The following is a 24,032-nucleotide window of genomic DNA, read 5'->3' as shown; positions in this document are numbered from 1 at the left end:
CCCGACGCCTCTTCACCATTGACGATGTGCCGCTGGTGCTGACCAGGATAGTGCGCGATCCTGCCCGCCCGTCGGACGGAGGGCCTATTCTGATGGCGCCCGAGCAACATCACGAGGCAACATCACGAACAGACGTCAACCCATGGTCCGCGGGGGCCTGTTGATCATGGGGTGGGGTGACTTCCGAGAGCAGTGGGGGGCGGTACATGGCGCAGCTCGCGGTTGTGGCGATCGTGCTGATGGCACTGGCCGGTGCGGCGGCCTTCGTCCTCCTCCGCCGGAGGCGGGCGCTCGACGCCCAGGCGGTGGCGAAGGAACTCGCGGCCGCCGCGGCACAGTTGGCCGCCGGCAACGCGCCCCGGGCACGGCGGCGCTACGCCCGCCTCGCGGCCCGGCTCGCCCAGGCACCCGAAGCCCTGCGCCCGCAGCGCGGGCTCGCCCTGCTCGGACAGGCCGAGGCGACCGCCCCCAGCGGCGACCAGCAGGCCGAACTCGCCCTCCACCGCGAGGCGTTCCCCCTGCTCACCGACCCCGCCGGGCTGATGCCCCGCCGGGCGCTGCGCCACCTCGCCGAGGAGGGCACGGCGGGCGGCCACCTCGCCCCCGTGCTCGCCTTCCTGCGGGCCACCGCCGCCGGCGCCGAACCGGGCGAGGAGGCCGAGGGCGCGGCCCGCGTCCGCGCCTGGCTTCAACAGCGCTGCCGCGAGGGCGACCCCGAACAGCGCGAGGACGCCACCGGCCGCGCCCTCGACGCCCTGCCCGGCCAGGACTGGCCCGTCCTCGCCCGCGCCGCCCACCTGCGCGGCGCCGGCCGCGCCGCCGAGGCCGAGCAACTGCTCGCCGCCACCGCCCCCGGCGGAAGCGGCGAACTCTGGTTCCGCTGGGGCGCCGACCTGTACGCCCTGCACCGCGACGAGGCCGCCGTCACCGCCTTCGATGAGGCCCTGCGGCGCGGCCCCGGCGAGCCCTCCCCCTGGGGGCGCGGCCCCGCGCTGCGCACGGACAGCCTGCTGTTCCGGGGCCTGGCCCGGCAGCGGATCGGCACCACCGACACCGCCTGGGCCGACCTCGCGGCGGCCGCCGCCGAGGACCCGAACGACCCCCGGCCCCGCTACGCCCTCGGCCGCCTCGCCCTGCTGCTCGGCGCCGACGACCAGGCCCGCAACGAGTTCACCGCCGCCCTCGCCCTCCAACCCGCCTTCGCCCCGGCCCGGTTCGGCCTCGCCCTCGTCCACGAGCGCGCCGACCGCCCCGCCGAGGCGTCCGCCGACTACCGCGCCGGCCTCACCCACTCCCCCGACTGGCGCCCCGCCCGCGTCCGCCTCGGCGCCGCCCTCCTCGCGGCCGGACAGGGCGCCGAGGCCGAACCGCTGCTGCGCACCGAGGCCGACAGCGACCCCGGCTCCCGCTGGGCCCGCATCGCCGCCTACCACCACGGCCTCGCCCGCGCCCGCCAGGGCGACCCGGCCGGCGCCCTCGCCCGCTGGCAGCCCCTGGACGACGAGGACCTGCGCCTCCACCGCGCCCGGGCCCGCGACCGCCTCGCCCGCACCCGCCTCGCCGCCGACCCGGCCGCCGCCCGCACCCTGTGGCAGCAGGCCGCCACCGAGGACCCGGCCGCCCCCGGCCACCGCGTCAACCTGCGCGAGGCCGCCCTGCGCGAGGCCGCCCACCTGATCGTCACCGGCCGCGACCACCCCGAGCCCCGCGAACGGGCGGCCGCCGCCCTCGCCCTCGCCGACACCCTGCCCGGCGCCCACACCCACCGCCAGGCCCGGCTGCGCGCCGCCCTCGCCCTGGCCGGTGGCGACGCCCGGCCCGTCGCCGCATTGCTGGACGCCGCCACGGGCCTGCGCGACCGCTACCACCTGGCCGCCGCCGCCCTGCTCAACGGCAGCCCCGTGCAGACCGTCTCCCTCCTCGCCCCGCTCACCCCCGCCCCCGACGGCGACCCAGCCCTCGCCCGGCTGCGGGCCCTGCTCGCCGAACGGGCCGGCAACTGGAGCGGCGCCCTGGACTGGTACCGGCACTTCCTCACCGCCACCGGCGGCCCCGGTCCCGCCCCGGCCACCGGCGCTGCCCCGGCCACCGGCGCCGCCGCCTGCGGAGGCTGCGGCCGCGAAGCCGGCACCACCCCCCTGTACGCCCCCGCCGGCTCCGCCGCACCCCGCTGCCTCCTCTGCGCCGCCCCCGCGCTGCGCGCCGTCCTCGACTGCGCCCGCCGCGCCGGCGCCCCCGAACAGGCCGAACCCGTCCTCGCCGCCTGGGCCCGGGCCCTGGCCGACAGCCCCCTCGCCGGCACCTCTCCGACCGGCACCTCATCGGCCGACACCTCTCCGACCGACAGCTCCCCGGCCGCGCCCGTACGCACCGACCTCGCCCTGCTGCGCGCCGAACTCGGCCGCCTGGACGAGGCGTTGGCCGACCTGCCCGAACAGGCCGGCGCCGCCCGCGCCGCCGTCCTCGTCCGCCGGGCCGGGGCCGCCCTCGCCGAGAACCGCCCCGGACGGGCCGCCGCCGACCTGCGTCAGGCCCTCCTCCTCGCCCCCGGCCACCCCCAGGCGGCCGCCACCCTGGGCCTGCTCGCCGAACACGAGGCCCACCAGCACGCCACCGAGGGCCGCCACCGCGAAGCCTTCGACGCCTACCGCGCCCTCCTCCTGCGCGACCCGGCCCACCCCCGCCTGCTGCACGCCACGGGCCTGGCCGGCTACCGGCTCTCCACCACGACCGGCACGAGCGGCACGGACGAGACCTGGGCCTGGACCCTCGGCTGCCTGGCCGCCGCCCTCCACCAGGCCGACCTGTGGACGGAGTCCGCCCGCACCACCGGCCGCACCCCCGACCCCCAGCGCCTCGCCGCCGCCCGCACCGCCCTCACCGAGCGCCTGCGCGACGACCTGCGCGCCCTCGACCGCACCGCCGGGCGCAGCGGCGACGAGACCACCGCGTGGACGCTGCTCCTCGGCATGGAGGCCTACAGCGCCGACGTCTTCGCCCGGTGGGACGTACGCATCGCCGTGCCAGGACGCCCCGCCCGCGCCCTCGCCATCGGCCCCACCCTGGAGGGCCTGCTGCGCCGCGAGAGCGAACTCGCCGACTGGGGCGCCTGGTTCGCCCAGGCCGTGCGGACCTTCCGCCGCCCCGAAGCCCCCGACACACCGGCCCTGACCCGCGCCCTCGCCCTGTTCGACGACCTCGGCCCGCAGCGCTACCTGCTCCTCCAGGGCCGCCAGGCCGCCGCCGTCACCGCCCTGGACGCCGTCCCCGAGAACCGCCGCGGCCAGGCCTGGCACGCCCTGCTCGGCGAGTGCCTCCTCGGCCAGGCCCGCGCCCACCACCGCAACCAGGACTGGACCGAGGCCCTGGACTGCCTCACCCGCGCCGCCGCGCTGTCCGGAACCACCCCGTCCGGACCTGCCCCGTCCGGATTCACCCTGCCCGCCGACACCGCCGCCATCGCCGCCGAGTGCGGCGTCCGCGCCGCCCGGGCGCTGCTCAAGAGCACCGTCGACGATCAGGAGGCAGCCGCCGAACTCCTCGAGAAGGCCCACGCGTTGGCCCCCGAGGACCCCGAGGTGCGCGGAGACCTCGGCGCCACCTACGCCCAGTGGGCGCGGAAGATCAACAACGAGGACAAGGACTACCCGCGCGCCATCGGCCTGCTCCGCAAGAGCATGGAGCTCAGCCCCGGCGACCTCACCGCCCAGCACTTCCTCGAAGCCGCCCTCAACAACCGGGCCGGCCAACTCAGCCGCCCCGACGCCCCCGAGGCGGAGCTCGAGGAGGCCGCCGAGTGCTGGCGCGAACTCATCACCCTCAACCCCGACCCCGACCACCGCGTGGGCCTCGCCTTCGTCCTGCGCATCCTCGCCCGCACCGCCGCCTTCACCGGCGACCGCACCCGCGCACTCGCCCGGATGGCCGAATCCCTGCGCGCCGACCCCGAATGGGAGGGCGACGTCACCCGCGAGGCCGCGCGCCGCATCTCCGTCATGCTCGCCAACCACGTCCTCGACGCCATGCAGGAAGACTCCTTCACCCTCCAGGCCGCCATGCTCCAGATGGCCAGGTCCTACGACGACTCACCCGACGTACGCCGCCTGATGGTCAGCGTCTGGCGCGGCGAGGCCATCGGTCACTACGAGGCGCGCCGCTACAACGAGGCGATCCGGCTGCTGGAGGAGGCCCTCGAACTCGCCCACAGTCCGGAGGACACGGAGAAGCTCCACAAGGAACTCGCCGTCGTCTTCAGCTCCCTGGCCGTCCAGGCCGCCAACCTCCGCAGCCTCATGGTGGCCAGGCACGCCGCCCAGCAGGCCGTGGAGCACAATCCGGCCGACTTCGAGCTGCGCGCCCTCCAGGCCCGGATCAACTCCCTGCGCTGACGGCAACCGCCCGGGCACCCGCCGTCGTCGTACTCCCTGCGCCCAACTCAACCGTCGCCGTCCGTCGTTGCTTCGACCCGTGAGGAGAGAGACCGCCCGTCATGCCACTGTACGAACCGTCGCCGTACGAGATCCTGGGCATCCCGCTCACGGCCGGCGTACGCGAGATCAACCTCGCCGTCGGCCCGGCGATCAAGGCGGCCCGCCACACCCGGCAGCAGATCCAGGAAGCCGCCGCGCTGCTGCGCAACCCCGACAAGCGGCTCGAAGTCGACCTGCAGCAGCCCCTGCCGCCGGAACCCGTCGACCAGGCCGCCGAGTTGCTCGCACCCGCGCTCGCCGAGCCACTGCTGACCGTCGAACGCCCCGCCCAGCCGCCGGCCCCCGCGCTGCTCGCGCTCCACCGAGCCGAACTCGCCGCCGACTTCGCCGAACCCGCCCCCGCCGGCGCCGAACCCGAACCACCCGTCCCCGCCCGCTACGCGGCCGACCTGTCCGTCCTGCCGCAGATCGAGGTACCGGAATGACCGAGGCACCACCGACAGACGCCCTGCTCGAAGGCCGGGAGCCGCTGGAGATCCCGCCCGGGATCGAGGGCGTCGACCTGGCCGAGCACTTCTCCCGGCTCCTGCTGCGCGCCTCGCTGCTGGACGGCAAGGTGAAGCGGGCCGAGCGCGAGGCCAGGGAGGAGCAGCGCGAACTGCTGGGCGTGCTCGTGGAGGTGGACGACGCGCTCGCCGCCCTCTCCCTCGACCGCGAACTGGTCGCGCTCGGGCGCGGGGACGGCATCGAGGCCACCCGGCGGCGGCTGCTGGGGCGGCTCGCCAAGGCCGAGGTGCGGCCGATGCGGCTGGAGGGCATGGCGGCGGACCCGCGGGTGACGGAGATCGTCGGCACGGAGGTGCGGCCCGGGGTCGAGCCGGAGACGGTGGTGCGGACGGTCGTCACCGGGTTCTTCTGGAAGGACGAGGTGCTGCGCCGGGCCCAGGTGGTGGTGGCGGCTCCGGAGACCGAAGTCGAGGCAGAGACAGAGGCCGAAGCCGTCGTGGAACACGAGCCTGTCGTGGAGGTCGAGCCCGAGGTCGAGCCCGAGCCCGAGGTCGAGCCCGAGCCCGAGGTCGAGCCCGCGCCCGAGCCCGTACCGACCGACCCCGAACCCGAGCCGCCCGCCGACCCCGTGCGGCCGAAGCGGGCCCAGCCCCGGGCCCGTTCCCGGGCGGAGCGCAAGCACAAGAAGTAGCCGGACCACGAGGGGCAAGAGGGGAACGACATGTACCGCACACTCGGCATCGACCTGGGCACCACCAACTCCGTGGTCGCGCACCTGCGCCGGGGTGAGCCGGAGATCATCTTCAACCGGCAGAACCAGGAGGCCACGCCCTCCGTGGTCGGCAGCGGCCGCAAGGGCGAGCTGCTGGTGGGCTCGACCGCGCGCAGCCGCATCGCCATCGACGGCGCCAACGTGATCCGCTCGGTGAAGCGCTTCATGGGCCGCAAGTTCAAGGACCCGCAGGTCCAGGCGGCCCTGAAGGAGGTCGACTACAAGGTCACCGCGGGCACCGACGGCGACGTCAACGTCTGGTTCGACGGCCGCTCGTACACCCCGATCGAGATCTCCGCGATCATCCTGCGCCGCCTCAAGGAGGACGCCGAGCAGCGCCTCGGCGAGCCGTTCCACCGGGCCGTGATCACCGTGCCCGCCTACTTCGGCGAGCGGCAGGTCGCGGCCACCCAGGAGGCGGGCCGGATGGCGGGCCTGCACGTGCTGCGGGTGATCAACGAGCCGACGGCGGCCGCCCTCGCGTACGGGATCACCAGCGACACGGGCGACGAGGGCCGGACCGTACTGGTCTACGACCTCGGCGGCGGCACCTTCGACATCTCCATCCTGCTGCTGGTGCCCGGTTCGGTGTCGGTGCTCGGCATCGAGGGCGACAACCTGCTCGGCGGGGACGACTTCGACCGCGCGATCACCACGGCCCTGCTGGAGGACATCCGCGAGGAGTACGGCTCCGACTACCAGCCGGACCTGCGGGACCGCCCGAAGATCGCCTCCACCGCCGAGACCGTCAAGATCGAGCTGTCCAACCAGGAGTCCTCCGAGGTGATCCTGCCGGGCCTCGGCGCCGGGCAGCTGGTGCTGGAGACGGAGTTCGAGCGGGCCCGGTTCGAGGAGCTGATCGAGGCGCAGATCGAGCGCACCATCGAGCTCACCCACAAGGCGATCATGCAGGCCAACCTGACGGTGGGCGACGTCGACGAGGTGGTGCTGGTCGGCGGCTCGACCGCGATCCCGCTGGTGGCCCGGCGCCTGGGCGAGGTGTTCGGCCCACGCCGCATCCGGCGCGGCGTCAACCCGATGCAGTGCGTGGCGCTGGGCGCGGCCGTGCAGTCCGCGCTGGTCGGGGAGGTCGAGTGCCCCGAGTGCCGGGCGCCCGGGGACCTCTCCGCCTCCAACTGCGCCAACTGCGCCACCTCCCTGCTCGGCGGCGCCCGCGTCTCCTGCGGCGGCTGCCACCTCCCCGTCGACGCCGAGGCTTCCTCCTGCCCCAAGTGCGGCCAGGAGCTGGGCGGTTCGGGCGGTGGCGGCGCGGGCATCCCGAAGCAGGCGCAGCCCACCGCCGTGGTGCACGGCGACCTCTGCCCGCGCTGCGGCACGCCCTCCGCCCCCGGCGTCACCGCCTGCGAGCTCTGCGGCGAGCCGCTCAACTCGGCCGCCCCCGGCAACACCCGGGTGGCCTCCTCCACCGCCGCCGAGGACGTGGGCCTGCGCTGCGCCAACTGCTCGACCGTCAACCCACCGGGCAGCGAAGTGTGCACGGGATGCGGCGAGTTGATGCAGGTCACCAACCCGTTCGACATCACCCCGAAGAACCTCGGCATCGAGCTGAACGACGGCCGGCTCGCCGTGATCATCCCCAAGAACACCAGCTACCCGACGAGTTCGCCCGTCAGCCGGGAGTTCGTGGTATCCGGCAGCGGCCGCCAGCGGCTCGAAGTCGCCGTCTACGAGGGCGAGTACGAGATCGCCCAGCAGAACGAACTGATCGGCCACCTGACCCTGCGCCTGCCCGAGAGCCTCGGCGGCCGCATCCCCGTGGACGTCTCCTTCGGCCTCGACCGGGATCGCACCATCACCCTGTCGGTGCGCATCCAGGGCGGTTCGGAGAAGACCGTCAAGCTCGAACGCGCCAGCCTAGACCCGGAGTTGAAGGTCCAGGTGGAGGAGCAGCAGCGGCAGATCGAGTCCTTCACCGACAAGTGGGGCAGCGAGCTGACCGAGGCCGAGAAGCGCGAGGCGCAGCGGCTGATGGACACCCTGGACGACCTGGCGGCCGGCCAGTCCCGCGGCCAGTCGGTGGACGAGGCGCTGGAGCGGGCGCAGCGCCAGCTCAAGGCTCAGCGCTGGGTGCGCGGTTCGGAGGCGTACCTGAGCCTGTTCATCCACTACTGCGAGAAGCACCTCGACCCGAGCGACCTGGACCGGCTGCGGTCGGTGGCCGCCGACCTGCGGCTGCGCCGCGAGGCCGCCGACTGGGAGGGCGCGATGCGCGCGGCCCAGCGGGCGGACGAGCTGTGCGACTCGCTGGGGCACACCTTCCGGATGCTGACCATGTGCAACGTCTACGTGACGCAGAACATGGTCTCCCCGGCCCTGGCCCAGCGGATCATGGCGCACCTGCGCGGCCTGGACGACGCGGTGGAGGCCCCGAACATGGAGGAGGTCAACCGGCACATGTCGGCGCTGCTGGAGCTGTACGCGCAGGCGCAGCGGGAACTGGGCGCGGAGCCGGCGGCGGAGTCGCTCGGCCCGGTCCGTCCGGAGGAGGCGGGGCCGCGATGAGCGAGGTCGTCGGGCAGATCGGGCCGGTCGGGCAGATCGGGCCGGTGGAGGTGTCCTGCCCGGGCTGCCGGGTGCCACTGGCCCCGCCGTCGCTGCGCTGCCCCTCCTGCGGGGAGGACCTGACGGCGCTGGTGCGGCTGCGTTACTCCGGCCGGATGGACTACAACGCGGCCCTGGAGGCGCTGCGGGCGGGGGAGCCCGCGGAGGCGAGGGTGCTGCTGCGCCGGGCGCTGGCGGCCGAGCCGGGGCTCGTCCCCGCGCGGTCGCTGCTGGCGGCGCTCGGCTGAGGACGGGCGGACGCCGGGTGCGGCGACACGCCCGCTGTTCGCCCAATCCCGGCGTGGCGCGCGGGCCGTCCGTTGTGATCGGGGGCGAGTGTGATCGTCACACGGATTCTCGCCACCCTCACAAGGAGTGACGCAATGCGTATTCGCACCACCCTCGCCGCCACCGCGCTCGCGGCGGTGGCCGTCCTCGCCGGGGCCGGCACCGCCGCCGCCGACGCGACCGCCAACGGCATCGCCTTCGGCTCGCCCGGTGTGCTGTCCGGCAACCAGATTCAGATCCCGATCCACATCCCGGTCAACATCTGCGGGAACACCGTCAACGTGATCGGCGCCCTGAACCCGGCGTTCGGCAACACCTGCATCAACGCCTGACCCGCGCGCCGGGGCCGTCCGTCGAACCAGGCGGGCGGCCCCGGCGCCGTGTCCGCACCCCTGTTCGGGGGTGGCGGCGGGCGGTCCGGAACGCGACCATGGTCACTCCGTCCCCGCGCCGCCGAAGGAGCCCCACCACAGTGCCGACCATGCGCAGCTACTCCTCCGGAGTCTCGGACGTCCCCCTGCTCGGCGACACCATCGGGGAGAACCTCGACCGGGCGGTGCGCGCCTTCCCCGGGCGCGACGCGCTGATCGACCGCCCCACCGGCCGCCGCTGGACGTACGCCGAGCTCGGCGCCGAGGTGGACGTCCTGGCGCTCGGACTGCTGGAGCTGGGCATCGCCAAGGGCGACCGCGTCGGCATCTGGGCCCCCAACTGCGCCGAGTGGACGCTCACCCAGTACGCCACCGCCAAGATCGGCGCGATCCTGGTGAACGTCAACCCGGCCTACCGCTCGCACGAGTTGGAGTACGTGCTGCGGCAGTCCGGCATCCGGCTGCTGGTCGCCGCCGAGCGCTTCAAGACCTCCGACTACGCGGCGATGATCGAGGAAGTCCGGCCCCGCTGCCCCGCGTTGGAACACGTGCTGCTGATCGGCCACCCCGGGTGGGAGGCGCTGGGCGTCGCCGGACGCCTGGCCGACCCGGACCGACTCGCCGAGCGGGAGGCCGAGTTGGCCCCCGACGACCCGATCAACATCCAGTACACCTCCGGCACCACCGGCTTCCCCAAGGGCGCGACCCTCTCGCACCACAACATCCTCAACAACGGCTACTTCGTCGGCGAACTCCTCGGCTACACCGAGGAGGACCGCATCTGCGTCCCCGTGCCCTTCTACCACTGCTTCGGCATGGTGATGGGCAACCTCGCCGCCACCTCCCACGGCGCCTGCACCGTCATCCCCGCCCCCGCCTTCGAACCCGGCGCCACCCTCGCCGCCGTCGCCGCCGAACGCTGCACCTCGCTGTACGGCGTGCCGACCATGTTCATCGCCGAACTCGCCGACCCCGACTTCGAGCGCCACGACCTCACCAGCCTGCGCACCGGCATCATGGCCGGCTCGCCGTGCCCGACCGAGGTGATGAAGGAGGTCATCGAGCGGATGGGCATGAGCGAGGTGTCCATCTGCTACGGCATGACCGAGACCTCACCCGTCTCCACCCAGACCCGCACCGACGACCCCGTGGAGCGCCGCGTCTCCACCGTCGGCCGCGTCGGCCCGCACCTGGAGGTCAAGGTCGTCGACCCGGCCACCGGCCGCACCGTCCCGCGCGGCGAGCCCGGCGAACTCTGCACCCGCGGCTACTCCGTCATGCTCGGCTACTGGGGCGAACCCGAGCGCACCGCCGAAGCCGTCGACGCCGCGCGCTGGATGCACACCGGCGACCTCGCCGTCATGGACGAGGACGGCTACCTCGCCATCACCGGCCGCATCAAGGACATGGTCATCCGCGGCGGCGAGAACCTCTACCCCCGCGAGATCGAGGAGTTCCTCCACGCCCACCCCGACATCCTCGACGTCCAGGTGATCGGCGTCCCCGACCCCAAGTACGGCGAGGAACTGATGGCCTGGATCCGGATGCGCGAGGGCGCCGCCCCCCTCACCGCCGAGGACGTGCGCGCCTACTGCACCGGCCGGCTCGCCCACTTCAAGATCCCGCGCTACGTCCACGTCGTCGACGAGTTCCCGATGACCGTCACCGGCAAGATCCGCAAGGTCGAGATGCGCGAGGAGTCCGCCCGCCTGCTGGGCCTCTGACCTCGCCCACACGCGAACGGCCGGCGAGGGCTCCCGCCCTCGCCGGCCGTCGTCTCTCGTCTCCTAGTAGCGCGCGCCCCAGGCCTGGTCGGTGTCGACGATCTCCTTGCCGAGCGGCGCCAGGGAGAGCGGCACCATCTTGAGGTTGGCCCACCCGAAGGGGATGCCGATGATCGAGAGGAACAGCGGGATGCTGGTGAGGATGTGCCCCAGCGCCAGCCACCAGCCGGCGAACACGAACCAGATCACGTTCCCGACGCACGATCCGGCGCCGGCGTCGCGCCGCTCCACCGTGGTCCGCCCGAACGGCCACAGTATGAACCCGGCGATCCGGAACGAGGCGATGCCGAACGGGATCGTCACGATCAGTACGCAGCAGATGAGCCCGGCGAGTACGTAGGCCAGGGCCATCCAGATGCCGCAGAAGATCAGCCAGATGATGTTGAGGATGAACTGGAGCGGCTTCATGGTCCGTACCTTCTCATGCTTCCCGAGGTCACTGCTACGACCGTGACATGCCCGCCGGCGCCCTCCGCCACGCCCCTAGGGGACGGATCCCCGGGGAGAATCGGGGGTAGGGCGGGGGCCGCGGTTTGGAACGGGTCGTGTGCGTCTGTTTGACTGTCGGCCTGTTCCGTGCCGTCAACTCTTCTGACTGGAAGCCCAGATGATAGAAGCCGCGCTCGACGGCACGCCCCTGCTGTTCCCGGTCTTCGGCGTCCTCGCGGTGCTCCTCGGGGCCGGCGCCTGGTGGTGGGCCCGGCGCGGCGGGCGGCCGGTGGCCGTGGCGGTGCTGTGGGGGGTGAGCCTGGCCGGGGAGGTGGCGGTGACGCTCACGCCCGTGCGGTCCGGCTACGCCGGGACGCCGTACTGCGCGATCGGCCCGTCCGTCTGGTCCGACCTGACGGGCCGGCAGGGGCTGATGAACATCGCGCTGTTCGTGCCGGCCGCGTTCCTGACCGTCCTGCTCCTGCGGCGGCCGCTGGCCGGGCTGGCGGGTCTGGTGGTGCTGTCGGGCGTCACCGAGGTCGCGCAGACGCTGCTGGGCACGGGGCGGGCCTGCGACGCCGCCGACTTCCTCGACAACGCGGCCGGGGCGCTGACCGGCACCCTGCTCGGGGTGGGGTGGCTGCTGCTGCGCGGCCACCGCCCCGGGAGGACGCTGCGGGACCTGCGGCACGGGCTGCTGATCGGCGGCCTCGGGCTGGCGGCGGTCGGTCTCGTCCTGGGCCTGGGTATCCGCATCGACCGGGAGAACCCGGGATTCCATACGCCTCCGGCCGACGACATCGTGCGGGCCCAGGAGGTCGCGAACGGACTGTTCGGCCCGAACACCTGGGTGAGCGAGACGAGCACTGGCCCCGAGGCGGACGGCGCACCGCCGGTCATGTCCGTCACCACCGACCGCGGCACCTTCCGCCTCGACGCGTCCACCGGGGACCTGCTCTCCGCCGCGGCGGACGGCGCTGTGGCGGGGTTCGTCCTCCGGCCGGAGCAGGTCGTCGCTGTGGGTGCGGACTTCGCCCAGGTCTGGTTCGGCGACCGCGTCACGGGCCTCACCCCGACCGTCACCCCCGTGCCCGCCAACGAGACCGCCCGCACTCTCACCTACCACCGGCCTGCGGGTGAGGGCCGGCCGCCGCTGAACCTCACGGTCACCGTCTCCGGCACCGGCCACCTGCTCTCGGCCGACGCCCGCGCCCGGTGACACTCCGCGCCCCACCCGCCGTCTCCGTGTCACGCGGGCGGTGACCCCGGGTGGGGGAGGGGCGTGAGGCGGGATACCCTGCGGGGGTACGTGACCGGTGGGGCGAGGAGGTGGGTCGATGGGGCGGGAGTCCCGGTTGGTCGGCCCGCGGATGCCCTGGGTGCCGCGGCTGCTGCTGTTGGCCGCGCTGGTGCTGGGCATCGCGACGATGCACACCCTCGGCCACCCCTCCGCCGCGCACGGCGGCCACGGCGAGCCGATGGCGCCCGTGGCGCAGCTCGCCGGCGCGCACGACCGGTCGCAGGTGCCGGACAGCGGCTCCGCTCGCTTGCCGGCCGGCCTGCACGACGGGCAGCCGGTCTCCGCCGTGGAGCCCGCAGCCGTCGCGGCCGATGTGCGGCCCGCCGTGCCCGCCCACGGCATGGACCCCATGGCCGTCTGCCTCGCCGTCCTCGTCGGGTGGACCCTTGTGCTCCTCGCCGCCGCCTCCCTGCTGCTGCGCCGCAGCGGTGACGCGGCCGCCGCCGTACGGGCCCGGGTGCTGCGGGCCGTGCGGGCGCTGCCGCCGCCAGGGGGCGGGCGGACACTGCTCAACCGGTTGTCGGTGCTGCGTCAGTAGGCGTGCGCCCGGCCGCTTCGCGCCCCCAGGTGCGGAGCGGCAGATGCGCCCTGCTCGTTCACACCACCACACCGCACGAGGTGCACTCCGTCATGCGTACTCCCAGCCGTCGTACCGTCCTCGGCGCGGCGCTCGCCGCCGCGTCCACCGGGCTGCTCGCCGCCTGTTCCTCCGACCCGATGTCGGGCATGAACCACGGCGGGAGCGGCACCAGCAGTCCCGCCGGGTTCCTCGCGCCGAACGGTCCCGAGGTGGCCGCCGCCGAGGCCCGCCGCAATCCCGGGCCGGAGCGCAGGGTCGCGCTCACCGCCACCGAGTCCACCGTCGACCTGGGCGGGCGCAGCGTCCGCACCTGGACGTACGGGGACCGCCTGCCCGGGCAGGAGGTGCGGGCCAAGGCGGGTGAGAAGCTCGCGCTGACCCTGGCCAACCACCTGCCGCAGCCGACCTCCCTGCACTGGCACGGTCTCGCGCTGCGCAACGACATGGACGGCGTCCCGGGGGTCACCCAGGAGCCGGTCAGGCCGGGGGCCTCCTTCGAGTACGGCTTCGCGCTCACCCGGCCGGGCACGTACTGGTTCCACCCGCACTCCGGCGCCCAGCAGGACCGGGGGCTGTACGCGCCGCTGATCGTGGAGGACCCGAAGGAGCCGCTGGCCTACGACAGGGAGTGGGTCGTCGTCCTGGACGACTGGGTGGACGGCGTGGACGGCAGCACCCCGGACGCCGTGCTCGCCGAACTCGCCAAGGGCATGGGCGGGACGGGCGGGACGGGTGGCGGGGACCACTCCGGGCACAGCATGCCGGGCATGACGGGCATGACAGGCATGACGGGAAGCGCCCCCGCCACCGGCCCGTCGCGCATGCTGATGGGTGCCCGCAGCGAGCTGCTCGGCGGTGACGCGGGCGATGTCGCGCATCCGTTCCACCTGGTCAACGGCCGCCTGCCCGCCGCCCCCGAGACCTTCGCCGCCAAGCCCGGCGACCGCGTCCGCATCCGGCTGATCAACGCGGGCGGCGACACCGCCTACCGGGTCGCGCTCGGCGGCCACGAGCTGACGGTCACCCACACCGACGGCTTCCCCGTCGAACCCGCCACCGCCCAGGCGCTGCTGCTCGGCATGGGCGAGCGCTACGACGTGCTGGTCACCGTCAAGGACGGCGTCTTCCCGCTCACCGCCCTCGCCGAGGGCAAGAACGCGAGTGCCCTGGCCGTGCTGCGCACCGGCGGCGGCGCCGCACCGGAGGCTTCCGTGCGCCCGTCCGAGCTGGACGGGCGGCTACTGACCGCCGACCGGCTCAAGGCCCACGCGAGCGTCCGCCTCCCGGCCAGGCAGCCGGACCGCACGGTGCGGCTGGAGATGACCGGCGGCATGGCCGGGGCCGACTGGGCGTTCAACGGCCGCCGCTACGACCCCGCGCAGCGCTACCCGGTGGCGGCGGGGGAGCGGGTGCGGCTGGAGTTCCGCAACGCGACCGACATGTGGCACCCCGTCCACCTCCACGGGCACACCTTCGCGCTGCCGGGCGACGGCCCGCGCAAGGACACCGCGATCGTGCTGCCGGGCGCGACGCTCGCCGTCGACTTCGACGCCGACAACCCGGGCCTGTGGATGGTGCACTGCCACAACGTCTACCACGCGGAGACGGGCATGATGACGGTCCTCGGTTACCGGGCGTGACGATCTGACCCCCCGGGGCGGGAGCACCCTGCCCCGGGGCCGGTCCTGACGTGAATCTCACTGACGTTTTCTTAACGCGGGGTGATGACGTCTCCTTAACGCCGGTCGCATAGCCTGTCGCACTGCCGTCGTTCGACGGCTTTTACGGGGCCTTTAAACAAGAGGTGCAAGGTGGTTTCGTCGGGTTCGACGGACACGACGACGGCGGAACCGTCGTCGGCGCGCATACGCGTTCGCAACTGGCTGCTCGAGGACGTGAGCGCGGAGAAGCCCGCGCCGAAGTCCCGGCGGACCGCGGGCGGCACGGAGCCGGGGGACTCCGCCGCCCACACCGAGGCCGAGGCGCACGGCGGACACACCGGACAGCGCTGGTGGCGGGTCATGTGCCTGACGGGCCTCGACTACTTCTCCACCCTCGGCTACCAGCCCGGCATCGCCGCCCTCGCCGCGGGCGTCCTCTCGCCGATCGCCACGATCGTGCTGGTGATCGTCACCCTGCTCGGCGCGCTCCCGGTCTACCGGCGCGTCGCCCAGGAGAGCCCGCGCGGCGAGGGCTCGATCGCGATGCTGGAGCGGCTGCTCTCCTTCTGGAAGGGCAAGCTGTTCGTCCTGGCCCTGCTGGGCTTCGCGGCGACGGATTTCCTGATCACCATCACCCTCTCCGCCGCCGACGCCAGCGCCCACCTGGTGGAGAACCCGCACCTCAACAGCCTGCTCGGCGACAAGCAGGTGGTGATCACCATGGTGCTGGTCGCGCTGCTCGGCGCCGTCTTCCTCAAGGGCTTCAGCGAGGCGATCGGCCTGGCCGTCTTCCTCGTCGGCGCCTACCTGGCGCTCAACGTGGTCGTCGTCGCCGTCGGCCTCTGGCAGATCCTCCAGGCCCCGCACGTGGTCACCGACTGGACGGACGCGCTGACCGCCCAGCACGGCAACCCCGTCATCATGGTCGGCGTCGCCCTGGTGACCTTCCCGAAGCTGGCGCTCGGCCTGTCCGGCTTCGAGACCGGCGTCGCCGTGATGCCGCACATCGAAGGGGACCCGGACGACACCGACGCCAAGCCCACCGGCCGCATCCGCGGGGCCCGCAAGCTGCTCACCACCTCCGCGGTGATCATGAGCGTCTTCCTGATCTGCACCAGCTTCATCACCACGCTGCTCATCCCCGCCGACCAGTTCAAGCCGGGCGGCGAGGCCAACGGCCGCGCGCTCGCCTTCCTGGCGCACGAGTACCTGGGCGGCGCCTTCGGCAGCGTCTACGACCTCTCCACCATCGCCATCCTCTGGTTCGCCGGCGCCTCGGCCATGGCGGGCATGCTCAACCTGCTGCCCCGCTACCTGCCGCGCTACGGCATGGCCCCGCACTGGGCGCGCGCCGTGCGCCCGATGGTGATCGTGCTGACCCTGATCGGCTTCCTGGTCACCTGGATCTTCGACGCCGACGTGGACGCCCAGGGCGGCGCGTACGCCACCGGCGTGCTGGTGCTGATCAGCTCGGCGGCCATCGCGGTGACCATCGCCGCGCACAAGAAGGGCCAGCGCGGCTGGACCGTCGGCTTCGGCGCGATCTCCGCGATCTTCCTCTACACCACCGTGCTCAACGTGATGGAGCGCCCCGACGGCCTCAAGATCGGCGCCTGCTTCATCGCCGGGATCATCCTGGTCTCGCTGCTCTCCCGGCTCCGGCGGGCCTTCGAGCTGCGCGTGACGAACGTGGTGCTCGACGAGGTGGCGGAACGTTTCGTCAGGGACTACGCCCACCGGCCGCTGCGCCTGATCGCCAACGAGCCCAGCAACCGGGACGTCGCCGAGTACCGCGACAAGATCCGCCAGATCCGCGCCGACAACGACATCCCCGGCGAGGACGACCTGGTCTTCGTCGAGGTCACCGTCCGTGACGCCTCCGACTTCGAGGCCGAGCTGACCGTGCGCGGCGAGGTCCTGCACGGCCGCTACCGGGTGCTCACCCTGGAGAGCTCCAGCATCCCCAACGCGATCGCCGCGCTGGCGCTCACCGTCCGGGACCGTACGGGCCAGCAGCCGCACCTGTACTTCGAGTGGACGGAGGGCAACCCCTTCGCCCAGTTCCTCCGCTTCTTCCTCTTCGGGCAGGGCGAGGTCGCGCCGGTCACCCGCGAGGTGCTGCGCGAGGCCGAGCCTGACCGCAGTCGCCGCCCGCGCGTGCACGTCGGCTGACGGCCCGCCACCCTGGCCCCCCGGGCCCGTCCGGTCTCCTCGACCGGGCGGGCCCTCCGCCTTTTCACTACGGATGTAGTGCCACTACATCCGTAGTTCCGCCCCTGCGGGCGGGGCGGGACTACTCCAGTAGTGCCACTACTGGAGTAGTCCCGAGGCCCGCCCGCAGGGCGCCGGCGGCTGCTAGGGTGACGACTCGACAGGACCGACCGTCTGGACGGTCCGACGTAGGCGAATCGGGTGGGGACCCATGAGGGATCAACTGCTGGACGCGGTCGAGAGGCTGCTCGTCCGGGGCGGCGTGGACGCCGTACGGCTGGACGCGGTGGCCGCCGAGGCGGGGGTGAGCAAGGGCGGGCTGCTGCACCACTTCCCGAGCAAGCGGGCGCTGGTGGAGGGCGTGGTCGGTCGGCTGGCCGACCGCTTCGAGGCGGTGCTGCCCGGGCCCGGGGCGCCGCCGGGGGCGTTCGCGCTGGCCTGGCTGGACGCGACCATCCCGCCCGAGTCCCCCGCCGGGGACACCAGCGGCGTCGACCAGGTGCCCGTCGCCCTGCTCGCCGCCGCCGGCGGTCCCGAGGTGCTGGACGGGCTGCGCGAGCGGTACGCGCGCTGGCAGCGGCGGCTGGAGGAGGACGGGCTCGACCCGGCCACGGCCACCCTGGTGCGGATGGCCGTCGACGGCTGGTGGTCGGCGCGACTGCTCGACCTCAGCCCGCCGCACGACGCACTGCACCGCGAACTGCGGGCCCTGATCGTGGAGCTGGTGCGCCGTGGCAGCTGAGCACGGCGGGTGCGTCCTGCGGTTCACCAAGGTGTCGATGGCCCTGACCGACCTCGGCTTCCTTGCGTACTGGGCGGTCACCGTGACCGCCCTCCTCCCCGCCCGGTACGCGTACCGGGACTACGACGATCCGATCCTCGCCGACTGGAACTACTCGTTCCTGCCGCTGGACCTGCTCGCCAGCCTGACCGGGCTCGCCGCCCTGCTGACGGCCTGTCGGGGCGGGCGCGCAGCCGTCCGGCCGCTGATGCTGATCTCGCTGGTCCTCACCAGCACCGCCGGGCTCCAGGCCCTCGCCTTCTGGGCGCTGCGCGGGGACTTCACGCTCAGCTGGTGGGCGCCGAACCTGTTCCTGCTGCTCTTCCCGCTGCCGGGGATCGTCCACCTGTCCCGGCGCGACCTGGGCTGGTCGGCGCCCTGATGGTGCGGCCCGCTGACGGCGCGGCGCCCTGACGGTGCGACGCCGCCCGCGCCCGTCCAGGGCCCGGGCGTGGGCGGCGTCCGACGGAGCCGGTTCGACGGATCCAGTTCGACGGAGTCAGTTCGACGGCGGGACGCGCAGGACGAGACCGGGCCGGATGAGGTCCGGGTCCTCGCCGACGGCCGTCCGGTTGAGCGCGTAGAGCGCCGGCCAGCCGCCGGGCACGCGCAGGGCGGCGGCGAGGTCGGTGAGGGTGTCCTCCTCGCGGACGGTCCACCGGCCGCTCGCCTCGGCCGGTGCCGGTGCCGGTGCCGGTGCCGGGGCGACTGGGGCAGCCGCGGCGGCGGGCGGAGGCAGGACCGCGTCCCGGCCGTGGTCCCGGGTCGCGCGCACCCCGCAGACCGGCCAGGGGCTCAGCCCCCGGCGCCCGGCCAGGCGCTGGGCGATGTCGATCTGCTCCTCGCGGCTGGCGAGGTCGGCGCGCGGCGCGTAGTCCAGCCCGCCGTTCTCGCGCCAGGTCGGGGCGTCGAACTGGAGGCCCCCGAAGTAGCCGTTGCCGGTGTTGACGTGCCAGTCGCCGCTGCTCTCGCAGGCCGCCACGCTCTCCCAGTCGTACGGTCCGCCGCGGTGTCCACCACCGGTCCCGCCGGTCGGCCCCCCGCCGTCGCCCCCCGGGGGTGCGGCGTGGGCCGCGGGGGCGGCGAGGACCACGGCGATGGCGCACAGCGCGGTGGGGAGGAAGCGGCGGCGGAAGCGAGCGGTGGGAGGCATGGGCGGCTCTCAGATGAGGGGACAGGGCTTGCGCCGTCCGGAGGCGGCGCACTCCCACCGACGCACGCCGGGCCGGGCGCGCCGCCGACGACACGTCCGACAGGTCACCCGTCCGGCCGCCCGGGACCACCCCGCCGGCCCGCGGCCATCCGGCCGCACCGCATGCCGCCTCCATGCCGCCTCCAAGCCGCCGCCGTGCCGGAGTCACTCCGACTCCATGTCAAGGAGACAGGCCACCGTTCAACTACCGTTCGCCGTAAGCACGGTCGGGATTGGTCCGAATGTGCGATCCGACTGGGAGCCTCCTCGGCGTTTATCGGAGCACAGGAGGCAGCAGTGGTGGCACAACCTTCGCGTAGAACGGTCCTTCGGACGGGTACGGCGGTCGGCGCGCTCGCCGCGATCCCCGCGTCCACCCTCCTCTGGACGCAGCCCGCCGTCGCCGGCACGCCCGGCCCGGAGCAGATCCACCTCCAGTGGGGCGACGAGCCCTCCCGTCAGATGACCGTCTCCTGGGCCACCGCCGCCACCGTGCGGCGCCCCCGGGTCCGCATCGGCACCCCGCGCACCGGCGCCGGGCGCAGCGTCGACGCCCGCAGCCGCAGCTACGTCGACGGCCTCAACAAGGTCGAGACCTTCACCCACCACGCCCGCCTCGACGGGCTCACCCCCGACACCACCTACGTCTACGAGGTGCTGCACGACGGCGCCGAGCCCGTGCGCGGCACCTTCCGCACCGCGCCCGCCCGTGGCCGCGCCGCCTTCCGGTTCACCAGCTTCGGCGACCTCGGCACCGGCGACAACGTGTTCAAGAAGTCCTCGATCCACGGCAACGCCGCCGTGCGGCAGGTCGAGCAGTTCGCCCCGCTGTTCCACCTGCTCAACGGCGACCTCGCGTACGCCAACAACAACCCGCAGCTGCAGCCGCAGGCGTGGAACGCGTTCATGAACAACATGGGCAAGTCCGCCGCGAACCGCCCGTGGATGCCGGCCCCCGGCAACCACGAGGTCGAGGCCGGCGGCGGCGACCTCGGGTACGCCTCCTACCGGACGCGCTTCGAGCTGCCCGGCAACGGCACCCGCGACTTCTGCGGCAACTGGTACAGCTTCCAGGTCGGTTCGGTGCTGTTCGTCAGCCTCGACGGCAACGAGATCGTCGTCGAGGACGACGCCAGCCTCGACCCGGCCACCGGCCAGTCCATCTACATCAGCGGCTACAGCGCGGGCGCCCAACTGCGCTGGCTGGAGCGGGTGCTGAAGCAGGCCCGGCGCGGCAGCTCGGTCGACTGGATCGTCGTCAACCTGCACCAGTTCGCGATGTCCTCCTCCGCCGCCAGCCACGGCGGCGACATGGGCCTGCGCGAGCACCTGCTGCCGCTGCTCGACCGCTACTCCGTCGACCTCGTCCTCGCCGGCCACGACCACGACTACGAGCGCACCCACCCCGTGCGCGGCACCGAGCCGGGTGGCCTGCTCACCCCGGCCGTCGTCGACGACGAGCTGCGACAGATCGACGCCTCCGAGGGCACCGTCCACCTCATCCTCGGCGGCGGCGGCACCGCCGGCCACGACGACGTCTACCTGCCCGCCGACGCCGACGGCGTGCGCGAGGCCACCGTCCGCACCCAGCGCCTCACCTTCAAGGCCGACCCGGACGCCAAGGAGAAGGCCCACTGGTCGGCGGTGACGGACCCCGACACCAAGTACCCGTACGGTGTGGCCGTCTTCGACGTCGACCCGGGCCTCGTCCCCGGCGGGCGGACGACGATCACCGTCTCCTACTACCACTCGGTGCCCGCCACCGCCGCCAACCCGGTGCCGGCGCCGGTGCTCTACGACAGGTTCACCCTCTACCGCGACCGCAGCGACGGCTGGTCCGAGGACGACGACGACCAGGGCGAGGACGAGCGCTCCGGCGAGCGCGCCAAGGTCGGCGCGGGTCGCTGACGGCTCGTCGGTTCCTCAACTTCCGCCCCGCCGCGCGAACTTGCGCGGCGGGGCGGCATGCTTGGCTGGGAACACCCGGCCGAGAGGGGAGGCCGGCATGGGGGCGGAACGCGTCGAGCGGGCGCTCGCCGTCCTCGGCCTGGAGGCCGGCCGAGGGCGGACGGGAAGGCTTGTACCCCGGGCGGGGCGGGTTGGCAATGCGTCGATCGGCGTAGGACAGGGCGCCGGTGGGCGGGTGAGAATTCTGACTGGCATGTGCACGCCACATGCCTTTGCACGGAGCACACGGAGCACACGGAGCACTCCCACCCCACTCAGAAGGTTGGAAGCGATGATTCTCCGCGCCACTACCCGCAAGCTCCTCCTCGCCGGCCTCGCGCTCGCGCTCGGGACCGCCCCGCTGGTCGCGGTGCCGGCCCAGGCCGACACCGCGACCGTGACCGTCACCGCCGCCGCCTCCGCACTGCGGCCGGTGGACCCGATCACGGCCTCCACCGTGCTGTTCGGGCTCAGCCCCGACCGCAGCGGTGTCTTCAGCTGGAACGGCGCCACCTGGACGCAGGTCGGCGGCCCGGCCGCCACCATCGTCTCCGGCGGGGGCGCGCTGGTCGCCACCAACCCGTCCAACGGCGATGTCTACACCTACGACGGCAGCTCCTGGGCGCGCATCGGCGGCCCGGGCCGCGAGTTCGCCATCGACGGCAGCCGCCACCTGTACGGGCTCAGCCCCGACGGCAGCGGCGTGTTCCAGTGGCAGGGCGGCACCAACTGGATCCAGATCGGTGGCCCCGCCGCCCACATCGTCGCTGGCGGCGGCGACACCCTGATCGCCACCAACCCCACCACCGGCGACGTCTGGCGCTACACCGGCACCCCCTCCAACTGGACCCGCATCGGCGGCCCCGGCGCCCAGTTCGCCGTCGACGGCTCGGGCACGGTCTACGGCCTGACCCCGGACCGCAACGCCGTGTACCAGTGGCAGGGCGGGACGAACTGGACCCAGATCGGCGGCCCCGCGAGCAACCTCGTCGCGGGCGGCGGCAGCTTCCTGCTTGCCACCAACCCCGCCACCGGCGACGTCTGGCGCTACACCGGCACCTGGGCCCGCATCGGCGGCCCCGGCGCGGAGTTCACCGTCGACGGCGCCGGCACGGTCTACGGCCTGACCCCGGACCGCAACGCCGTGTACCAGTGGCAGGGCGGCACCAACTGGACCCAGATCGGCGGCCCCGCCGCCTGGCTCGCCGCCTCCTGACCGCCCAGCTTCCTGAACGCCCCGCACCCTGAACACCCCGGGCCCGCCGCGCAGTCGACACGCGGCGGGCCCGGTGAGGTTCAGGGCTGCCGGGGCCGGCCCGGCGCGGTGTTGATGAGGCAGAGGAGGGAGCCGGGGCGGACGGCGGTGTCCTCGTCGGCGATGACGGCGATGACGACGCCGGTGACGGGCGAGCGGATGTCGACGGCGTCCTCGTCGGCGGTGATCCTCAGCAGTGGTTCGCCCGCTTGCACGGTCGAGCCGTTCCCGTGGTACCAGACGGCGACCCTCAGCCGGCTGCACCCGACGAACCTGGGGAGCCACACCGGGAACCTGTTCGTCAGGATGGCCGGCCTCAAGGGTGTCTGCTGGGGTCCGGAGTCGGTTCGAGCCCGAGTGACCGCTCTGCGGTGGGCGGAGGCCGGTGCGGCGGCGTTGACGGTCGGCGCGGGCTCGGCCGCCGGTGGGGTGCTCGCGCGGGTGAGGGTGGCGATCGTCTCGGTGACGGTCGGCCGGTCGCCGGGCGTCTTGGCCAGCAGCGCCGCGACCAACTGGTCGACTTCGGCGGGGACTTCGGCCCGGATGGACCGCAGGCTGCGCGGCACCTCCTCCAGGTGCCGGTGCATCAGCGCCCACACCTGCCCGCCGGTGGCGCGGAAGGGCGGTGCCCCCGTCAGCAGGGCGTGGAGGACGCAGCCCAGCGCGTACAGGTCGCACCGGGTGTCGATGTGCCCGCCGCGCCACTGTTCCGGGGCCATGTAGAGCGGGGTGCCGATCGGCTGGCCCGTGGTGGTGAGCGCGGCGGTGGTGTCGGCGGTGCGGGCGATGCCGAAGTCGCAGATCTTCAGCCGGCCTCCGGTGGTGAGGAAGAGGTTGCCGGGCTTGAGGTCGCGGTGGACGACGCCCTGCGCGTGTGCGGCGGCGAGGGCTTCGGCGGCCTGTCGGGCGAGGGCGAGGGCCTGGTCGACGGGCAGGCCGTCCGGCGCGTCGGCCAGTACGTGGGCCAGGTCGCGGCCTTGGAGGAGCTCCATCACGATGAACAGCCGGCCGTTGTGCCGTCCGACGTCGTGCACCACGGTGATCCCCGGGTGCTGGAGCCGTGCGCCGATCGTCGCCTCGCGCTGGAAACGCTGGAGCGTCTCCTCCGTACTGCCGCCGTCGGGCAGCAGCTTCAGGGCGACCGCGCGGCCGAGCAGGACGTCGTGGCCCCGCCACACCTGGCTCATGCCGCCGCGCCCGAGGCGCCCGTCCAGCCGGTATCTCTTGGCGAGGTGGTCGCCCTCCCGCACAGTGCCTCCTCGCGGACGATGCCACCATTGTGCCGGTCAACAGCGGTGACGGAGAGGCAAGTTCACCGGTTCCCGGCATCGGGTTTCAGGCGGGCAGGATGCGCGCGAGGTGGTAGCGGAGGACGGCGGTCGCGTCCTCGGGGGTGCGCTGGCCGAGGAGGACGCTGAGGCCGAGGCCGGCGGAGGTGGCAAGGAGCAGGGCGGCTTCGTGGCCGGGGTCGAAGGAGGCGTCGGCGGGGCGGGCAGCGGTGAGTCGGGCGGCGGTGAGTTGGGCGGTGAGGAAGGCTTCCATCTCGTCCGGGGCGGCGAGGGGGCCGAGGGTGGGGTCGGTGACGGAGAGCACCGCGTACTCGGTGTAGATGAGGTGGAAGGCGCGGCTCTCCTCGGTGGTGGGGACGGCTTCGAGGAGCACGGCCTCGATCACGGAGCGCGGCGAGGCGGCCGAGCCGGTGCTGCGCAGGCGGTGCTGGATGCGTTCGCCCATGCGCGCGCCCAGGCGGGTCATGGCGGCGAGGAGCAGTTGTTCCTTGGTGTCGAAGTAGTACTGGACGAGCCGCACGGAGACGCCCGCCTCCACGGCGACCGACCGCATGGTGACGGAGTGCAGGCCGCTGTCCGCCGCCGAGCGCAGCAGGGCGTCGATGATGTGGGCCCGCCGTTCCTCGTGATCCACCAGCTTCGGCATCGGGTTCCCTCCGGATGTTTTTGTGGT

Annotated in this window: 19 protein-coding genes; 15 read left to right on the top strand and 4 right to left on the bottom strand. The window is 73.7% G+C overall.

The features are described from left to right. Nucleotides 1-206 precede the first annotated feature (206 nt). The 7 genes from ACIBCA_RS29865 (at nt 207) to ACIBCA_RS29835 (ending at nt 10,654) form a co-directional block, all read left to right on the top strand. Nucleotides 207-4,388, top strand: coding sequence for a hypothetical protein (locus ACIBCA_RS29865; RefSeq protein ID WP_396286131.1), 4,182 nt, complete (start codon nt 207-209; stop codon nt 4,386-4,388). A gap of 101 nt (nt 4,389-4,489) precedes the next feature. Continuing rightward, a complete protein-coding gene (locus tag ACIBCA_RS29860) occupies nt 4,490-4,915 on the top strand; it encodes a hypothetical protein (RefSeq protein ID WP_396286130.1) in 426 nt (141 codons plus the stop codon). After that, nucleotides 4,912-5,628: a nucleotide exchange factor GrpE gene (locus ACIBCA_RS29855; RefSeq protein WP_396286129.1), complete on the top strand. Its 717-nt coding sequence runs from the start codon at nt 4,912-4,914 to the stop codon at nt 5,626-5,628. The genes ACIBCA_RS29860 and ACIBCA_RS29855 overlap by 4 nt, the downstream gene beginning before the upstream one ends. A gap of 30 nt (nt 5,629-5,658) precedes the next feature. Next, a complete protein-coding gene (locus ACIBCA_RS29850) occupies nt 5,659-8,232 on the top strand; it encodes an Hsp70 family protein (RefSeq protein ID WP_396286128.1) in 2,574 nt (857 codons plus the stop codon). Beyond that, complete coding sequence (locus ACIBCA_RS29845; protein ID WP_396286127.1) at nt 8,229-8,519, top strand: hypothetical protein; 291 nt, start codon at nt 8,229-8,231, stop codon at nt 8,517-8,519. The genes ACIBCA_RS29850 and ACIBCA_RS29845 overlap by 4 nt, the downstream gene beginning before the upstream one ends. Nucleotides 8,520-8,654: 135 nt before the next feature. Further along, nucleotides 8,655-8,891, top strand: a complete 237-nt coding sequence (locus ACIBCA_RS29840) for a chaplin (RefSeq protein WP_396286126.1) — start codon at nt 8,655-8,657, stop codon at nt 8,889-8,891. 149 nt (nt 8,892-9,040) lie between these two features. Next, nucleotides 9,041-10,654, top strand: coding sequence for an AMP-binding protein (locus tag ACIBCA_RS29835; protein ID WP_396286125.1), 1,614 nt, complete (start codon nt 9,041-9,043; stop codon nt 10,652-10,654). 63 nt (nt 10,655-10,717) lie between these two features. On the opposite strand, the gene ACIBCA_RS29830 is transcribed toward ACIBCA_RS29835, so the two are convergent. Next, nucleotides 10,718-11,122: a YccF domain-containing protein gene (locus tag ACIBCA_RS29830; protein WP_396286124.1), complete on the bottom strand. Its 405-nt coding sequence runs from the start codon at nt 11,120-11,122 to the stop codon at nt 10,718-10,720. A 199-nt stretch (nt 11,123-11,321) separates the two neighbouring features. Here ACIBCA_RS29830 and ACIBCA_RS29825 point away from each other — a divergent pair, with 199 nt between their 5' ends. From ACIBCA_RS29825 to ACIBCA_RS29800, 6 genes are all read left to right on the top strand, one after another. Next, nucleotides 11,322-12,362 carry a VanZ family protein gene (locus ACIBCA_RS29825; protein WP_396286123.1) on the top strand — a complete coding sequence of 347 codons (1,041 nt, stop codon included), beginning with the start codon at nt 11,322-11,324 and terminating at the stop codon, nt 12,360-12,362. 118 nt (nt 12,363-12,480) lie between these two features. Then, nucleotides 12,481-12,981, top strand: a complete 501-nt coding sequence (locus ACIBCA_RS29820; protein ID WP_396286122.1) for a hypothetical protein — start codon at nt 12,481-12,483, stop codon at nt 12,979-12,981. Nucleotides 12,982-13,073: 92 nt separating this feature from the next. Beyond that, entirely contained in the window at nt 13,074-14,663 is a 1,590-nt protein-coding gene (locus ACIBCA_RS29815) for a multicopper oxidase family protein (RefSeq protein WP_396286121.1), read from the top strand. A gap of 171 nt (nt 14,664-14,834) precedes the next feature. Next, on the top strand, nt 14,835-16,856 hold the full coding sequence (locus ACIBCA_RS29810; protein ID WP_396286120.1) for an amino acid transporter: 2,022 nt from the start codon (nt 14,835-14,837) through the stop codon (nt 16,854-16,856). Between the two features lie 250 nt (nt 16,857-17,106). Beyond that, nucleotides 17,107-17,637: a TetR/AcrR family transcriptional regulator gene (locus ACIBCA_RS29805; RefSeq protein ID WP_031071525.1), complete on the top strand. Its 531-nt coding sequence runs from the start codon at nt 17,107-17,109 to the stop codon at nt 17,635-17,637. Beyond that, nucleotides 17,627-18,058 carry a DUF5360 family protein gene (locus tag ACIBCA_RS29800; RefSeq protein ID WP_396286119.1) on the top strand — a complete coding sequence of 144 codons (432 nt, stop codon included), beginning with the start codon at nt 17,627-17,629 and terminating at the stop codon, nt 18,056-18,058. Before ACIBCA_RS29805 ends, ACIBCA_RS29800 begins: the two co-directional genes overlap by 11 nt. A gap of 117 nt (nt 18,059-18,175) precedes the next feature. On the opposite strand, the gene ACIBCA_RS29795 is transcribed toward ACIBCA_RS29800, so the two are convergent. Continuing rightward, complete coding sequence (locus ACIBCA_RS29795; protein WP_396286118.1) at nt 18,176-18,829, bottom strand: transglycosylase family protein; 654 nt, start codon at nt 18,827-18,829, stop codon at nt 18,176-18,178. A 339-nt stretch (nt 18,830-19,168) separates the two neighbouring features. On the opposite strand from ACIBCA_RS29795, the gene ACIBCA_RS29790 reads away from it, so the two are divergent. After that, nucleotides 19,169-20,776 carry a purple acid phosphatase family protein gene (locus ACIBCA_RS29790; protein WP_396286117.1) on the top strand — a complete coding sequence of 536 codons (1,608 nt, stop codon included), beginning with the start codon at nt 19,169-19,171 and terminating at the stop codon, nt 20,774-20,776. A gap of 331 nt (nt 20,777-21,107) precedes the next feature. Continuing rightward, entirely contained in the window at nt 21,108-22,031 is a 924-nt protein-coding gene (locus ACIBCA_RS29785) for a hypothetical protein (RefSeq protein ID WP_396286116.1), read from the top strand. Between the two features lie 80 nt (nt 22,032-22,111). Here the strand turns inward: ACIBCA_RS29785 and ACIBCA_RS29780 are convergent, their stop codons facing one another. Further along, nucleotides 22,112-23,320, bottom strand: coding sequence for a protein kinase (locus ACIBCA_RS29780; RefSeq protein WP_396286115.1), 1,209 nt, complete (start codon nt 23,318-23,320; stop codon nt 22,112-22,114). Nucleotides 23,321-23,405: 85 nt separating this feature from the next. Further along, nucleotides 23,406-24,005, bottom strand: coding sequence for a TetR/AcrR family transcriptional regulator (locus ACIBCA_RS29775; protein ID WP_396286114.1), 600 nt, complete (start codon nt 24,003-24,005; stop codon nt 23,406-23,408). Nucleotides 24,006-24,032 lie beyond the last annotated feature (27 nt).

Source organism: Kitasatospora sp. NPDC051170, from assembly GCF_044455705.1.
Lineage (GTDB): Bacteria > Actinomycetota > Actinomycetes > Streptomycetales > Streptomycetaceae > Kitasatospora.
The sequence above is the reverse complement of the archived record's forward strand: the minus strand, read 5'-3'. Positions and strand labels throughout refer to the sequence as shown.